Origin of the sequence: Mesorhizobium sp. WSM1497, from assembly GCF_001672455.2 — a bacterium.
Lineage (GTDB): Bacteria > Pseudomonadota > Alphaproteobacteria > Rhizobiales > Rhizobiaceae > Mesorhizobium > Mesorhizobium ciceri.
In genome coordinates, this window is sequence record NZ_CP021071.1 from 342808 (window position 1) to 358790 (window position 15983).

The 15983-nt window shown below is 62.7% G+C and carries 14 protein-coding genes; 2 read left to right on the top strand and 12 right to left on the bottom strand.

What is annotated here, in order from left to right:
- Positions 1 to 13: 13 nt before the first annotated feature.
- Positions 14 to 1081, bottom strand: a complete 1068-nt coding sequence (locus A9K65_RS34045) for a cyclic nucleotide-gated ion channel (protein WP_064994956.1) — start codon at positions 1079 to 1081, stop codon at positions 14 to 16.
- Between the two features lie 898 nt (positions 1082 to 1979).
- On the opposite strand from A9K65_RS34045, the gene A9K65_RS34055 reads away from it, so the two are divergent.
- The gene (locus tag A9K65_RS34055) at positions 1980 to 3056 is read left to right on the top strand and encodes a RelA/SpoT domain-containing protein (RefSeq protein WP_064994958.1); all 1077 of its coding nucleotides are present in this window, start codon (positions 1980 to 1982) and stop codon (positions 3054 to 3056) included.
- A gap of 58 nt (positions 3057 to 3114) precedes the next feature.
- Here A9K65_RS34055 and A9K65_RS36400 read toward each other — a convergent pair whose 3' ends face one another.
- The 10 genes from A9K65_RS36400 to A9K65_RS34105 form a co-directional block, all read right to left on the bottom strand.
- Complete coding sequence (locus A9K65_RS36400; RefSeq protein ID WP_245322219.1) at positions 3115 to 3252, bottom strand: hypothetical protein; 138 nt, start codon at positions 3250 to 3252, stop codon at positions 3115 to 3117.
- A gap of 981 nt (positions 3253 to 4233) precedes the next feature.
- Complete coding sequence (locus A9K65_RS34065; RefSeq protein ID WP_027161998.1) at positions 4234 to 4464, bottom strand: hypothetical protein; 231 nt, start codon at positions 4462 to 4464, stop codon at positions 4234 to 4236.
- Positions 4465 to 4700: 236 nt separating this feature from the next.
- Complete coding sequence (locus tag A9K65_RS34070) at positions 4701 to 5777, bottom strand: ABC transporter ATP-binding protein (RefSeq protein ID WP_013525219.1); 1077 nt, start codon at positions 5775 to 5777, stop codon at positions 4701 to 4703.
- The gene (locus A9K65_RS34075) at positions 5774 to 6574 is read right to left on the bottom strand and encodes an ABC transporter permease (RefSeq protein WP_064994959.1); all 801 of its coding nucleotides are present in this window, start codon (positions 6572 to 6574) and stop codon (positions 5774 to 5776) included. The genes A9K65_RS34070 and A9K65_RS34075 overlap by 4 nt, the downstream gene beginning before the upstream one ends.
- 1 nt (position 6575) lies before the next feature.
- Positions 6576 to 7436: an ABC transporter permease gene (locus A9K65_RS34080; protein WP_027161996.1), complete on the bottom strand. Its 861-nt coding sequence runs from the start codon at positions 7434 to 7436 to the stop codon at positions 6576 to 6578.
- Positions 7437 to 7495: 59 nt separating this feature from the next.
- Positions 7496 to 8500 (bottom strand): ABC transporter substrate-binding protein, encoded by a 1005-nt coding sequence (locus A9K65_RS34085; RefSeq protein WP_064994960.1) that lies wholly within the window; start codon positions 8498 to 8500, stop codon positions 7496 to 7498.
- Positions 8501 to 8559: 59 nt separating this feature from the next.
- Positions 8560 to 10029, bottom strand: a complete 1470-nt coding sequence (locus tag A9K65_RS34090; RefSeq protein WP_064994961.1) for an aldehyde dehydrogenase — start codon at positions 10027 to 10029, stop codon at positions 8560 to 8562.
- Positions 10030 to 10039: 10 nt separating this feature from the next.
- A complete protein-coding gene (locus tag A9K65_RS34095) occupies positions 10040 to 11077 on the bottom strand; it encodes an LLM class flavin-dependent oxidoreductase (protein ID WP_064994962.1) in 1038 nt (345 codons plus the stop codon).
- Entirely contained in the window at positions 11074 to 12873 is a 1800-nt protein-coding gene (locus tag A9K65_RS36600) for an alpha/beta fold hydrolase (protein ID WP_064994963.1), read from the bottom strand. Before A9K65_RS36600 ends, A9K65_RS34095 begins: the two co-directional genes overlap by 4 nt.
- Positions 12866 to 13453 carry an amino acid synthesis family protein gene (locus A9K65_RS34105; RefSeq protein ID WP_027161992.1) on the bottom strand — a complete coding sequence of 196 codons (588 nt, stop codon included), beginning with the start codon at positions 13451 to 13453 and terminating at the stop codon, positions 12866 to 12868. The genes A9K65_RS36600 and A9K65_RS34105 overlap by 8 nt, the downstream gene beginning before the upstream one ends.
- A gap of 133 nt (positions 13454 to 13586) precedes the next feature.
- On the opposite strand from A9K65_RS34105, the gene A9K65_RS34110 reads away from it, so the two are divergent.
- On the top strand, positions 13587 to 14258 hold the full coding sequence (locus tag A9K65_RS34110; RefSeq protein ID WP_064994964.1) for a GntR family transcriptional regulator: 672 nt from the start codon (positions 13587 to 13589) through the stop codon (positions 14256 to 14258).
- A gap of 504 nt (positions 14259 to 14762) precedes the next feature.
- Here A9K65_RS34110 and A9K65_RS34115 read toward each other — a convergent pair.
- Positions 14763 to 15953: an ROK family transcriptional regulator gene (locus A9K65_RS34115; RefSeq protein WP_064994965.1), complete on the bottom strand. Its 1191-nt coding sequence runs from the start codon at positions 15951 to 15953 to the stop codon at positions 14763 to 14765.
- Between the last annotated feature and the right edge of the window lie 30 nt (positions 15954 to 15983).

Sequence of the window (15983 nt, forward strand, 5' to 3'; positions counted from 1 at the left end):
CACCTTGGTACGATCAAGCCATCGGTGCCGCGCCGTGCCGCTCGCGCGCGGTCTTGCGGATGATTTCCGCAATTTCCGGGCTGCTGCTGCATAGCATCTGGAAATCCGCCACGTGCAGCGACAGGAGTGAGACGGCCGTGGCGGCGCTGACGGTCGCCGTACGCCGTTCGCCGGTCATCAGCGCCAGCTCGCCGAAGAAGGCGCCAGGGCCAAGCTCCACCGGGTTCGCCATCACGACGCTCACCCGCCCCTCCACAACAAAGAACATCCGATCCCCGGTCTCGCCCCTGCGGCAGATCACGGCGCCGGCCGGCAAACTACGAGGCTTTAACGCACGAACGATCTCGACCAGCGCTGCCGGGCCGAGTTTCTGAAATAACGGCACGGCGGCGACCAATTGCCAATTGCGGAGGAAGTCCTCGCGGCGGATTTCTTGATAGAAGCCGGAGGCAAGAATGCCGGCCCAGAGCGCGAAGACGCCGATGCCACACATCATGACCGCCCCAGCAAGGACGCGGCCGGCGAAACTTTGCGGAATGGCGTCGCCATAACCGGTGGTGGACAGCGTGGCCACTGCCCACCACATTGCCTGAGGGATGCTGCCGAACTTTTCAGGTTGGACGTCGCGCTCAATGACATAGGCCACGAGCGCGACACCGAACAGAACGACGCCGAAGAGCGTGGTGACGCCGATCAGGTTGCGCGCTTCGTTAGACAGCACCCTGCCCAGTACCGGGAAGAAAGTCGAGTCGCGTAGCGGTTTGAGCAGCCAGACTGCACAGTAGAGGCTCCGGTCGGGCGTGCCTTCGAGCAGAAATGCAGCGAATGGAACCAAAACCGCGATCATATCAATGGCGATTGCCGGCGTTCTATCCCGAAGGTCTCCCGCCCAGCGCTTGAGCAGCGTCTCGGCCATCTGCAGGAAATAAGCGCCCCAAACGACCGCCAGCACGGCAGCCAGAGCCAGCCTGCTTCGTCCCGATATGCCCGGCATGGTGAGCGCAGCCACCGCCAGCAGCCCAGGCGCAGCCAGCACCGCGTTTAGCGGAGCGTAAATTCTCAAGAAAGGCAGTACCGACATTCTATGCCCATGAGCGGATGCTATTCCTCCAGAATAGGATGCCTTCCAGGCAAGCGCAAAGGTGCATACTTTCACTGGGATGTTCGCCACAAAGTGAAACTCAGATCTAGGGGAACGTTAACCGGCTACAATCGAGAATACCCATCCTGGCATTTGCAATAGGTTTCAATCGTTTCAGGGAGTCGACGAGTTCAAGGCCGCAGAGATTCCCGGCTCGAAGAGTGCCGGCATGTCGGCGGCAACCATGAGGTTGCCGGCAGCGACATCCGAGAAGAATGGCACCAATCCGCCCCGTGTCACGACCGCGCCCCCCCGCGCAATACGTGTGCGGCACGCACACGGCAGGAAGATCGAGCTGCCCGGCACGCCGCAGGTTATTGTGCCGTCGAGCCAAGACTCACGATGGCCTTCCACCATTGCAGGCCCATCGCGGTCATTCTGATTAACGTGGACGGGGCCATCGGCTGCTTGCACGCGTCAACATTCCCAGCAGCCGGCGGTATTGGGCTTTGTGAGGGTGATCAGGCTTCTGGGCCCCGTCCAAGAGACTCTCGTCTAAGGGCGCCAGGTCCATGGACGGTCCGGCTTGGCGTAAGGTCTTGCAGAGCCAAGAAGAGTAGGGAGGGGCTCCGGCGAGAGGCCGCCTGCGCCAATCACTCGAGAGGCGCTGTTCGTGCGCGACGGGAACGGCATGGTTCCGAAGCTGCGTGCGCTTAAGTTGCAGGCGCCGGTGAGTCACCGATGACGCACTCGAGGAGGCGAGGTCTTGCGGCTTCGATCCCCCCCGCTCTGAACCGACTTGACGCATCCAAAGCGATACGATCCATGAGATCCGACTTTCTTGCGGTCGTTTCCGCTCAATCCAGAATGAGGCGGTCTACCTTGACTTTGCGGTCCAATGACTGAGTACCCGCGCCTTAAATACAGCATGCAAGCCGTTCGCAAGGCAGGCGACCGGCTGGCAGAACCTATGCAGTTCGGACAAGACACTACTGCCGGCCAGTACCTGGACACGCTACGAATCTTCTCAATCGCGAATAGCTGGCGCGACTCGCACTTTCTGCCGATGCGGAGCGTTCGGTTCTCTGTCGGTCACCACATGAAAGCCCTGCGATTGAAGGGCGACATGGCATCGCGTCCGAAACGTATGGCGTCCATTTGTCGGAAGCTTCGAGAGTCCACCACCAATTTGGACACCATGAACGACGTCGGCGGCTGCCGAGCGATCATGCCCGACATCAAAAGTGTTCGCTTGCTTCTCGCATCGATGCGAGAAAAGTTCCCCCATGAGATCCGCTCTCGGGAATTCAACTATATCGATGAGCCGAAGCCGGACGGCTATCGAAGTCACCATATTGTTCTGCAGTACCGACCCAGAACTGCCGAGACTGAGGCGTTCCAGGGACGACGCATCGAATTGCAAGTTCGGACCACACTTCAGCACTCATGTGCAACTGCAGTTGAGGCCGTCGGGCTATTCCGGCGCCAGGATTTAAAGCACGGAAACGGGGAGCAGGATTGGCTACGCCTTTTCCACCTCATGTCGGCGGAATTCGCACAGGTTGAGCAGTGTCCCATTCCTGTCGGTGTTCCGGATCACGATGACCGAGTGCGGGAATTGCGAGATATCAACAGGCGTATAGGTGCGACAACTATGCTGGAGTACATCGCGAATATTTGCAGCCGCTCAGGAAGCATCGTACAATCGATAGGAACTGCTCGACACCATTTAATACAATATAGTGTGGATCGCAACGTTACCATCGAATCGTTTAGAACTATTATGCTGGGCGCGCTTAAGTTAAAGGATCTTGAGGTGAAAATCGCGCTGAGGGGACTTGATTGGACGGCTGTCTTGGTCGAAGTGGACAAGGTTGAAAAGCTTGTTGAAGTATACCCTAATTACTTCGGGGGCGTTTCATTGTTCGCCCGCAGTCTTAAGTCCATCTGCTCGGGGAAGGCGGCTCTCGAATAGGAGCATCCCGCACCGGATGGTAGATCCGAAGCCGTACAAAACGCCCAATTACGGTTGGCTAAGCGTCGATAGGCACGACGACGAGATGCACGCCGCCGCCGGCGAAGGCCGGCTCGTTGGGGATGATCTCAGGTTGAGCCTGACCAAGCGCTATCAGCCGAGCTGCAACGTCGATTTTCGGAACCGAGCGAGCCATCTCCACAATCGCGCTGCGATGCGCCCTCGCCCGTGCTGCGGTGCTTGGGCGCCCCGATGATCAAGCGGATGAAGTGCAACATTGGGGGTCGCGATCCCGAGCCTGTTGCCCTTCATGTCCAGCAACAAGCAGCTCGGCCGGCGCATGATAGACCGGCTCGGAGACTGTTGTATTATCGTTCGCCCCAACAAATACTGAAGAGATTCGTTTGTACACCCGTACAACCAAAGTCATCTTACTGGTTACGCGAGGAACTTCCATGCACCTGTCGCGTTTCACGGCAAGTTCTGCCATTAACCTGAGTAACCCTGTGCCGTTACCAATAGTGGGTCGGAAGTGCTGGAATGCTGAGTCGGGCGTTACCGGCCGACGTAGATACGCAAACGCCGTTTGGTTGAGGGATGGGGGGAACATGACGGACAACTCGCAAACGCGGTTCGAGCAAGGCACCCTGCCATGCGAAGCAGGAATGGACTGCTCCTAGAAACGCCAGCAGAAGGGAAGTCAGCCGCAAAGGCAGTCGTGACCCTCTGCCTTCGGAGGACATCGGCCAGCCTCTTCCTCAAAATGGAATTTCGACTATTTAAGCCGCATTCCGCCGATAGCAAAAGAACGCCTGGTCGATAGTGGGTGTTGCGATGTAGCGGTCTACCGACTCGAACCCCCATAAATGCTTGGATCAAGGTTGCACCACAGCGGATCCAAAACACCCCGACCTCCTCGAGAAGGGCCCGCATCTCGACGGGAGCCGCAAGACAGAAAGTTCGAAAAGCTTCTAGGAAAATCAAGCAGACTGAACGGCGCTGCGGACAATGAGGTTTACGAATACACCGGCGAACATTCGCATTGGGGCGGTCAATATCGTCGGCAGAAGAGCGTCCGAAAGGGCTACCGGCGGCTCCCTCGTAGGAACGAAAAAAGAAGAGAAGCAGAACTTTCTTGTGCGTTTTTTGCACACAATGTTCCGTAACCTGATTATAGTCAGGTATGCAAGACGCCAATGTCATCCTCGACCAGATGTAGGTTGACGCTGCTCAGCTCCGAGGTCGCGCGTGCGCCCTGGTCCTTGAGCAAATGCGCGAGCTGAGCGACGATGCAGTCGCGGCGTCTCACGACGTCCAGCTGTTCGCGGCGATCCTCCACCTGCATAAACGCCTCGGCCGATCGCAGCAAGAGCGGCCACCGCACGCGCTCGGGGTAGAGGTGCCGCATGCATAACGCGCAGGCCAGGGACACTGGTCGGCGGGGTGTTAAGGGACTGCAGACCAGCAGGCGTGCGATGGCAACCGAACAGCTTTCCAGCCAGAGGCGTCTGACCCTCTCGCTAGGCCGTAAGCAACTTTGTTTGGCAGATAAGGGGCTTGAAGCGGACTGACAGCTCTTCTAAGCGCGCATTTTCACAAGCGGACTTTCTTTTGGAATCGCTTTGACATGCGCAATCCCGGCCATCAGGCCGGGAACAGGAACGCCGAAGCGGGATCGAAAAAGATGCGCTGACCTGATGTGGCGGTGCCATCGCCCACCTCTGCGTCAGAGGTTGGCCTGACGTCGATCTCATCTCCGCCGGCCGTGCGTGCCACGACCCGCCGTCGGTCGCCGAAGAAGGCGGTATCGACGATCTCGACGGCGAGTGCCACGCTTGTCGGCGTAGGCGTCAAGCGGAAGGCTTCCGGGCGCACCATCAGCCGGACGTTCTGGCCTTGGCCGAACGACGTTGTCGCCTTGACGCCGGTCACGATCGAGCCGCCGGCCAGGCGGATCGTCGATGCGCCATCTGCGGTTTGCAAATGCTCAGCCGGCAGGAAATTCGAGTTGCCGATGAAGCCGGCGACGAACTCGCTCGCCGGCCGGAGGTAAAGATCCTCGCCAGTACCGATCTGTTCGATGCGGCCTTCCCTGAACAGAGCGATGCGATCCGAAAGATGCAGCGCCTCCTCCTGGTCGTGCGTGACATAGAGGATGGTGACGCCGGTCTCGCGGTGGATGCGGCGGATCTCGGCCTGGATCTCCTGGCGCAGCTTCTTGTCGAGCGCCGACAGCGGCTCGTCCATCAGCAGGATCGGCGGGTCGTAGGCGAGCGCGCGGGCAAGCGCCACGCGCTGCTGCTGGCCGCCCGACAGCGCGCCCGGATGGCGGTCGGCGAAGTTTTCGAGGCGCACCAGCGCCAGCATGTCGGCGACCTTGCGCTTGATCTCGCCATCCGGTCGGCGGCGCACGCGCAGCGGAAAGGCGACATTCTCGGCGACACTCAGATGCGGAAATAGCGTGTAGCGCTGGAAGACCATGCCGATGTTGCGCTTGTGCGACGGCACCGAAAGCAGCGACCTGTCCTCCAGGAGCACATCGCCCGAGCTCGGATCCTGGAAACCGGCGATGGCGTAGAGTGTCGTCGACTTACCGGAACCCGACGGGCCAAGGAACGTCAGGAACTCCCCCTTGGGCACATCGATGGTGACGTCGTGGACGGCGACGAAGGCGCCGAACGTCTTTCTCACCGCGCGTATGGACAGGAATGGCCGGGTCATCTTGACATTTTCCTGCGAAGGAGTGCGGTCACGATCATCAGGCACAAGGTCAGGCCGACAAGCAGGCTGGAGGCGGCGGCGATGACCGGGCTGAGGTCGGCGCGCAAGCTGCCCCAGATCTTGACCGGCAAGGTCTGCAAGGTCGGGCTTGCCATGAAGATCGCCACCACGACCTCGTCCCATGAGGCCAGGAAAGAGAAGATCGCCGCGGAGAAGATGCCGATCCTGATCGACGGCAAGGTGATCCTCAACCGTGCCTGCAGCGGGCTGGCGCCGCAGACTATGGCCGCGTCCTCGATGGATTTGTCGAAACCCTCTAGCGCCGCAGTGATCGGGATAATGGCGAAAGGCAGCGCCAGGATGGTGTGGGCGATGACGAAGCCGACCGTGGTGCCGGCAAGGCCGATGCGCAGGAAGAAGGCGTAGATGGCGATGGCGAACACGACGACTGGCAGCACCATCGGCATCAACAGCAAGCCGCGCAGGACCTGGCGTCCGCGAAACTCACCCCTGACCAGGCTGAAGGAGGCGAACAGGCCGATGACGACGGCGAGGATGGCGGCCATGGCGGCAATCCGGACACTGGTCAGCGCGGCATCGATCCAGGTCGGATCAGCCAGCAACTGCTGGTACCATTTCAGCGTCCAGCCGGGCGGCGGGAAGGCGAGCCAGCGCGACGAGCCGAACGACAGGAGCACGATGAAGACCACCGGCAGCAACAGGAAAGCCGCCACTGCCGCCGTGAAGCCGACAAGTGCCACGCGCAGCCATCCGAGCCGGTCATAGTCGAGCAGCATGTCAGAGCCCTCCGCCGGCGCGCCTGGCGCCGACCAGGCGAAGCTGGATCGCGTAGAGCGCCATGGTGACGACAAGCAGGACGAAGGCGGCCGCACTTCCAAGCCCCCAGTTGAGCAGCGACTGCACCGTCTGGGCGATCATCTCGGCCAGCATCATGTTCGATGTGCCGCCAAGCAGGGCAGGCGTGACGAAGTAGCCAAGCGACATGACGAAGACCATCAGCCCTCCGGCGGCGATGCCGGGAAGCGACAGCGGCAAAAGGATGCGGCGGAAGGCCTCGGACGGGCTTGCGCCGCAAAGGGCGGCCGCGCGCAGCGTCATAGGGTCGATGGCGCGTAAAGTGCCGACCAGCGGCAGGATCATGAAGGGCAGCATGATGTACACCATGCCGATGGTGACCCCGGCGAGGTTGTTGATGAGCGGCAGCGGCTCATGGATGATGCCCAACCCCATCAGCGCCCTGTTGATGACGCCGGTGCGTTGCAGCAGCACCATCCACGCATAGGTGCGGGTGAGAAGGTTCGTCCACATCGACAGAATGATGATGCCGAAGACGATCGAGCCCGGGGCCGGCGGCATGATCGCCAGCATCCAGGCAACAGGGAAAGCCACCAGGATGGTGACGGCTGTGACGACCGATGCGACCAGGAAGGTGTTGAGGAACACCCGCACATAGGTGTCGCTGCCGAACAGCGCCGCGTAGTTCTGCAAGCCGGGTTCGGGATCGGTGACGCTGCGCAGCAGCAGGGCAACCACCGGCACGATGAAGAACAGGCCAACCAGAAGCAGGGCCGGCAAGGCGCTGCCGCTGCCGGCTGGCAGGCCGGCAACCGAGCTGCGTCTGAAAGAACTTCCCTGCATCGAGCGGTCCTGTCTCAAAACGGGGCGCGCAAGCTGCGCCCCGTCGGTCTGCAACGGTGTTACTTGGTCTGCCAGGCATACCAGCGCGCGGCGATCTCGTCGCGATGCTCGGCCCAGTAGTTCATGTCGAGGTTGATCTGGCCGTCGACATGGGCATCAGGCAGGGCCTTGACGGCATCGGCGGGCATCTCCGCCTTGGCCTTGGTGTTGATGGGCGCATAGCCGCTTGCCTCGGCGAATTTCGCCTGGCCGGTCGGGCTGGTGGCGGCGGCGAGGAACTTCATCGCGCTGTCCTTGTTCTTGGCGCCCTTCGGCACGACGAGCACGTCGGCGGCGGTGAGGTTCTGCTTCCAGGCGACGCCGACGTCGGTGCCATCCTGCTGGAGGGCGAAGACACGCCCGTTCCACAACTGACCGAAGGCAGCCTCGCCGGAGGCAATCAGCTGCTGTGATTCAGCGCCGCCGCCCCACCAGACGATATCGGATTTGATGGTGTCGAGTTTCTTGAAGGCACGGTCGAGATCAAGCGGATAAAGCTTGTGCGCCGGCACGCCGTCGGCCAGCAAAGCGATCTCGATGACGCCCGGCGCCGACCATTTGTAGAAGGTCCGCTTTCCGGGAAACTTCTTGGTGTCGAACATGTCGGCCCAGCCGGTCGGTTCGCCCGAGACGGCGCCCTTGTTCCAGGCGAGCACGAAGGAGTAGTAGAAGCTGCCGACGGCATGCTCATTGCTGAAACGCGGGTCAAGATCGGCCTTGGGCACGACCGCATAGTCGATCGGCTCCAGCAGCCCGTCCTTGGCGGCCTTTATGGCGAAATCCATTTCCACGTCGACGACATCCCAGGTGACATTGCCGGCGTCGACCATGGCCTTGAGCTTGCCATAGTCGGTCGGTCCGTCCTGCAGCACCTTGATGCCGGAGCTGGCTTCGAAGGGGGCTGCCCAGGATTTGGTCTGCGCTTCCTGCGTGGTGCCGCCCCAGCTGGTGAACGCCATCTCATCGGCCTTGGCGGCGGTTGCCGTGAGTAGCCCGGCCAGCAGGCCGGTCAAAATCAGTTTCATGTCATTCTCCTCTGTTGGTCTGTTCTTGTTTTTCTCAGTGCACCTGCGTCCCGCGGTTCTCAGCGCATGACGAAGGGATCGGGGATCGGCTCGTCCGAGGTGTTGATCCAGACGGATTTCGAGCGTGTGTAATCTCTGATGGTGTCGAGCCCACCCTCCCGGCCGAGCCCCGACAGGCCGTAGCCGCCGAAGGGAACGAGCGGCGATACGACGCGATAGGTGTTGACCCAGACGACTCCGGCACGGATGTCGCGCGCCATGCGGTGCGCCCTAGCGAGATTGCTGGTGAACACGCCTGAAGCGAGGCCGAAGGGCGTGTCGTTGGCGAGCGCCAGCGCCTGCGCTTCGGTGTCGAAGGCAAGCACGCTGAGCACTGGCCCGAACAGTTCCTCGCGCACGCAAGGCAGGTCGCTGGCGCCGGCATCGATGATGGTCGGCGCATAGTAGAAGCCGCTGCCGGCTGGCCTTGTGCCGCCGGTGACCAGCGTGCCGCCCCCGGCGACGCTTTCCGCGACAACTTTCTCGATCCAGTCGCGCTGACGCAGCGTGGCGAGCGGACCCATTTCGGTCGCCGGATCCTGCGGATCGCCGATGCGGATCGCCTCGGCCTTGCGCTTCAGGCGGGCGAGGAATTCATCCTTGACCGAACGCTCGACCAGCAGCCGCGAGCCGGCGACGCAGCTCTGGCCGGTCGCGGCAAAAATGCCGGCGACCACTGCATTGGCGGCGCTGTCGAGATCGGCGTCGGCAAAGACGACGACCGGGCTTTTGCCGCCGAGTTCCAGAGTGGTGTACGCAAGGTTCTCCGCCGTGTTCCTGACGATGGCGCGCGCCGTCGAGGGACCGCCGGTGAAGGCGACTCGCGAAACCAGCGGATGGCTGGTCAGGCGCCGGCCGCAATCATGGCCCAAACCGGTGAGGATGTTGACGACGCCTGGGGGAAAGCCAGCCTCATGAACCAGTTCGGCAAAAGCGAGCAGCGGCCCCGGGCCATCCTCGGAGGCCTTGAGCACGATGGTGCAGCCGGCGGCGAGCGCCGGACCGAGCTTGACGGCCGAGAGGAAGAGCTGCGAATTCCACGGAACCACCGCGGCAACGACACCGATCGGTTCGCGGCGGATGGTGACGTCGAGATCCGGCTTGTCGATCGGCACATGCGCGCCTTCGTGCTTATCGGCAAGCCCGCCATAATAGCGGTAGTAGTCGCCGACATAGGCGATCTGGGCGCGGGTCTCGCGGATGATCTTGCCTGTATCGCGGGTCTCGAGCTCGGCAAGTCGCCCAGCATTGGCGGCGACGAGGTCGCCCAGCTTGACCAGCAGCTTTCCACGCGCCGTCGCGGTCATCCTACGCCATGGGCCGGAACGCAGGGCGCGGTGCGCCGCCTCGACGGCGCGGTCGACATCGGCTTCGCTCGCCGCCGGCATCCTGGCCCAGGCCGCCCCGGTCGACGGGTCGACGCTGTCGAAAGTAGCGGACGGTTCGTCGAAGCGGCCGTCGATGAAGTTCCTGAAGGGGGCGTCGGTCATGGGCTCGCGATCAAAGGAAGGCCGGCATCACCCGGTCGATGAACAGTTGCAGCGATTTTTTCTTGTGCTCGTGCGAAAGCCCGCTGTCGATCCAGATCGAATACTGGTCGTAGCCGAGTGCCTCATAGGTCTTCAGCCGGGCGATGACCTCATCGGCCTCGCCGATCACCAGGTTCTGCCTGATCTTGTCGGGCGTGTATTGCGGCATGGCCGCGATCTCGTCCGGCGTCAGCGGCTCCAATATGCCTTGATGCACTGGTTTCTTGTTCTGGAACCAGGCGCCGAACTGGCAATAGAAAGTCGACAGGTCCTGCGTCAGGCGATCTGCGTCAGCCGCGTCGTCGGCAACGAAGGTGTGCATCAAAAGCATGATTTCCGGTCGTTCGATCTCGGGATGCGCGGCGCAGGCGGCGTTGAAGCGCTGCATCAGGCTCGTCACCTCGTCATCGCCGGAAGCCAGCGGCGTTACCTGGACCTTGCATCCGTTGGCGACGGCGAAATCGTGCGAGTTCGGGTCACGGGCCGCCACCCAGATCGGCGGGTAGGGTTTCTGCAGCGGCTTGGGCGAGGAGGTGGTGGCGGGGAATTGCCAGAACTCGCCGGAGAGTTCGAAGTCGCCGTCCCATAGGCCGCGGATCGCCGGTATGATCTCGCGCATGCGCTGGCCGGCGCCCCAGGCGTCAAGACCTGGGAAGATGCGCTGATATTCATAGCTGTAGGCGCCGCGCGCGATGCCGATGTCCAGCCGGCCACCGCTGATGACGTCAGCCATCGCCGCTTCGCCGGCAAGCTTGATCGGGTGCCAGAAGGGCGCAATCACGGTTCCGGTGCCGAGGCGGATACGGCTGGTCTTGGCGGCGAGATAGGCGATGTTGATGAAGGGATTGGGCGAGATGGTGAATTCCATGCCGTGATGCTCGCCGATCCAGGCGGTCTCGAAGCATGCCTGTTCGGCCATCAGGACCAGTTCTTCGAGCTCGGTCACAAGCTCGGAATGCGGCTTGGCCAGATCCGACCGTTCCATATGCACGAAGAGCGAGAATTTCATCCGTGGGCACCTGTATTGACGGTGGAAGCGCTGGGTCTGGCGAGCGGCCGGACCTCGCCTTCGACATCGTTGCCGACATAGACGCCGAATGCATCTACCGAGCATTCCCTGATATAGCGCGTGAGCATCGAGCGGATCGCCGGATCGGCGATCTTCAATCCTTCGATCGCGTCGATCTCGATGAGCCGAATGCCGCGATCGCTGGAAGCGGGCACGTCGAACGTGCCGCGATAGTAGACATGCGTGCGCGAAACAGGTCCGGCGTCGTCCCAGACGGCGAACAGGAAACCGAGCTGGGCCTCGATGGCCTTTGCCGCAAGCAGTCCACGCAGACTATTGCCATCGCCTGCCGAACCCAACCCTCGGCCGCGCGGCAGTTCAAAACCGTCCGTCGTTTCCACGAACAGGATCCGGCCACCATTTTCGAGGATGGCGCCGACATCGGTGCCGGGCTGGGTGGCGGCCAGCGCGTCCTGGCTGAGGCCGGGTGCAACATAGGCGCCGCGGCAATAGCCGAGCGGCTGCGCGGAATTGTGCTCGAAATCGCGGACGCGGCCGATGAGGATCGAATGATCACCGGCCTCGACCAGCCGCTCCATGTCGCAGTCAAAGGACGCGACGGAGCCGTCCAAAACGGGACTGCCGGTCCTTCCCGGCCGCCATGCTACGGCGGCGAACTTGTCGGCGGCTTTCGAGGCGAAGATGCCGGACGCTGCCTTCTGGCCCTCGTTGAGGATGTTGATGGCGAAGCTTTTCGATGTCGCGAAGACAGGATGGCCTAAGGCCTTGTGGGCGATGCAGACCAGCACCAGGGGCGGATCGAGCGACACTGAGGTGAACGAGTTGGCGGTGAAGCCGCGCGGCTCGCCTTCTGGCCCGATGGTGGTGACGATGGTGACGCCGGTGAGGAAGGATCCCAGCGCACGGCGGAACTCGCCGCTGTCGAACCCGGTATTCGCCTCAGCAGTGCCGCTTCGTTCGATCGCTTCGTCCTCCGCGAGGAAGTCAACGATATGGCGCGTGGTGAGGTCCGCCGCCGCGACCGCCATCATGTGCTTCTCGCCCGGCAGCACCGTGCAGCGGCCATGCGGCGCCAGCCGTGCCATCGCGGCCGACATTGCCGGCGAAGAGTTCCTGTCCTCGGAGCCGGTCATGAACAGGGCCGGTACGGCCAGCGTCGGCAGGCGGTCGGCATGATCGCCGTCGGCACGAGCGAACAGGCGGTAGGTGCGGGCATAGCCTTCCGGGTCGACCGCGCTCAGTGCGGATGCCGTGTTCCGCGCTGCCGCCTCCAGCTCGGTCGGCACCGGATCGCCGAACCAGCGCGCAATGGTCTGTGCCGTGCCGGCCGTATCGCTGCGCCCGTTGAGCGCCACCGCGCGCTGGCGAACGGCTTCGGCCAGTTCAGGTGGCCGCCGGAACACGGCATTCAGGGAAACGATGCGGCGGACGCGCTCCGGTGCGCGCAGGGCCAACTCCTGGGCAACGAGCGCACCCATCGAATGGCCGACGACGGACACCCGGTCGAGGCCAAGATGGTCGAGCAGGCGAATGGCCTGGTCGGCGTAGTCGGCCAGTTCCGGGTGCTGCGGCGGCAGTGGCGACTGGCCGTGGCCGAGCATGTCGATCGCGATGACGTCGAAGCTGTCGGCCATGCGTTCGAACTGCGGCTGCCAGATCGCGGCGTTCATGCCGACGCCGTGGATGAACAGCACCGGCGTGCCAGCGCCGGCACGGATGAAGCAGGTGCCATCGAACGTTGTGCCCTGTCGCGCCCAGGTGGAAGCGTCAGCCATGCACGTCCCCAAGCTCCTTGAGGTCCTGATAGCGATCGCCGATACGATGATGCGGGCGACCGCCGATCGACGCACCAAGCGCCACCACCAGTTCGTCCGGCGCCGGCGCATCGCCGATCTGGAAATGCACGGTCAGGTAATGCGAGCGCCGTCCTTCGTCATTCTTGTCCATCAGTGGGATCATGATCGGCGTGTTCGGCCCGCCGCGCAGATTGGTGAAGGCAAGATAGGTCTTGGCGCCGACGGCGCGGCGATAATGATTGCCAAAATGCAGCGTGTGGATCAGCGCCGAGGCATGCTCGATCTCGCCAGACGTGCCGCAAATGGCTGCCTTGCCATAACCCTCGATCGCGTCGCCGGAACCGGCGATGGCAATGATCTCGCGGGATAGGGTCTCTCCGAGCACAGGCGCACAGTCGCGGATCTCGGGCGACAGATCGTCGGTGAAGCCGCGTCCCGCCCAAGGGTTCGTCAGCACCGCGGCGACGCCGATCAGGCGCAGCGGCCGCGGTGCAGCCTTGCCGCCTTCGATCAGCGTGTTCTCGGTATAAGTCACGATCTTGCGGATGGCAGGCTGCATGGAATCCTCGGGTCGGCGATGCCAGGGACCGTCCGATCCCTGTATCATCTTATGGTATACCATGCTATGGAGCACCAAGTACCTTGTCAACCGGGCATGGAATCTGTTTTCGTGGCGGTGCAGGAGCCAAGACATGCCAGACGACACCCTTCGCATCGACCGCAGCGCCAAGACCTTGAGAACGCTGGCGCTGGAGCGCATGCGCGAAGCCATCATGGATTTCCACTTCCAGCCTGGCGAAAGGTTGGTCGAGCGGCCGCTTTGCGACCAGCTTGGCGTCAGCCGTTCCGTCGTGCGCGAGGTGCTGCGGCAACTGGAGGCCGAGGGGCTCGTGCAGATGATCCCTGGGCACGGGCCGGCCGTAGCCAGGCCGGATCTCGGCCGCACCGACGAGATCTATGAGTTGAGGGCACTGCTTGAAGGCATTGCGGCACGCGCCTGCGCCCTGTCGGCCACCGGCGAGCAACTGGCAACGCTCGAACGCGCGCTGGCGGACTTGTTCGAGGCATGGGCGTCGGCGACGCCGCCGGCAGTGATGCGGGCGACGACGAAATTCTACGAGGCGCTGTTCGAGGCCGCCGACAAGCGTGTCGCCTGGGAAATCGTCAGCGGGCTGAATGTCCGAATCAATCAGCTTCGTTCGATGACCATTCTTTCGGAGAACCGCCGCGAGCCTGCGATCAGCGAGATGAACGAGATCATGAACGCGATAAGGTCGCGCAAGCCCGATGAGGCGGAAGCGGCGGCACGGCGACATGTCGAATCGGCTTGGCAGATCGCTCGAGATAAACTTCGCCTGGTCTAGATCCCGGTGAGTCCAGCCTATCCAACCCGTCGAAGGGCCTTGAAGAAAGTGTCTGCTTCCGGGCAATTGAAAAATGCAACTTTACGACTGAGATGGGGCGCAAAGCTGCCGTCCGCCTTCGAGCCTGGAACTGGATGCCCACTCGATCGTGCAAATAGCATATATCCCATTGAAATTTCTCATGAGGAGGAGCGCATCGAGCGAGCGCTCGACCGCGTTGCGGAGATCATCGTCGCGCCTAGTGACCAAGGCGAGGGAATGGCTTCCTTTATACGACCACCTAGAACGAGCGATGCAGGATCTTCAGGCGAAGGAAAAAAGTCTCGTCGCAGTACGTGGGCGCGCCAAACGAGCGCAGGGCCGAGCGAAAGCACGTTCCCGAACACCGCAAGAAACGAAATCCATATGGCCCAGTCTCTCTCGTCCGTCAGGCGCTTCTTTGGCGCGATGAGCGCCAGCAATGCTCAGTGACGACGAGGTATTGTGCTCCACGATACACCACCTCTAAGGCTCCACGTTTGACGTTGGGGGCAGCACCACAGCCGGGTGGCGCCCTTCGCGCAGCATCAGCCCGAGAGTGTAATCAACCGCCAGCTTCACGGCACCCAGCGCGGTCCCGTCGTCCCCCAGGGAACTGACGGCGATCCGTGTCGGCCACGCAAGCTCTGCCGCGACACGCTCGACGTTTTCCGTCATCAGCGGGTTTCTGCCGACACCGCCGCCAAGCACGATCAGGCCAGGGTCGAGTATGCCGATACAGCCAGCGGCCAGCCTGCCGATATCGGCGGCATGGCGCGCGACAGCCGCCACCGCCGGTGCTGAGCCCTCCAGAGCACGCGCGAACAGATCCTTGGCCGAGTCGGGCGGCGCGCCTTCCCCAGCGGGCCAGTCGACACGGCAGCGCTCTATTAGCGCCCGAGAGCCGAGATAATGTTCGAGCCCTTCACGATAGGGCGTCTCGCTGGCCGACCATGGAAACGGCATGCGGCCGATTTCGCCGGCCGCACCACCGGCGCCGCGAAACAAACGCCCCTCGGTGATGAAGCCGAGGCCAACCCGCACGCCGACCTGCAGAAAGGCGAAGGTCTGGTGGCCTTGCGCGGCACCAAAATGCATCTCGCCAATGGCCGCGCAGTTGACGTTGTTTTCCAGGACGATCGGCACCTCGATGCTGCGCCGCAGCAGGCCAAGCACGGCGGACGGCCCCCCGGGCCGGTCGAAACGATCATTGGAGACGATGCGCGGCACCGCCACCGCAATGGCGCGCAGCGCGCGAAAACTCTTGGCCACCTTGGCCATTGTGGCACGAGCGACCGACAGCACGACGGCGCCGACCGCGTCGGCATCGCCGGCTATCGTTTCCGGGATCGGTTCTTCCACCGACGCCAGCTTCTGCGCATCCATCGAATAGGCGACGGCGCGCACCTGGGCGGCGCCGACATCGATGCCGATCGCGTAGCCGGCACCTGGACCGATGCCGTAGATCGTCGCCGTGCGGCCAATGGCGCCGCGCTCAATCCCACGCGAGGCGACGAGGCCGAGCGCGCTCAGCTCCGACACCGCCGCCGACATGGTAGGCTTCGACAGGTCGAGCATGGCGCCGAGCTTTGGCCGCGTCACCGGCCCGTGCGAGGCAAGCAGGCGCAGCACCGCCCGGGCGCTGTCGGTCAGATTGGGGATTTCCGCAGCCGCCATCTCAGCCGTTCGACCTTTGCCTGAAATCCT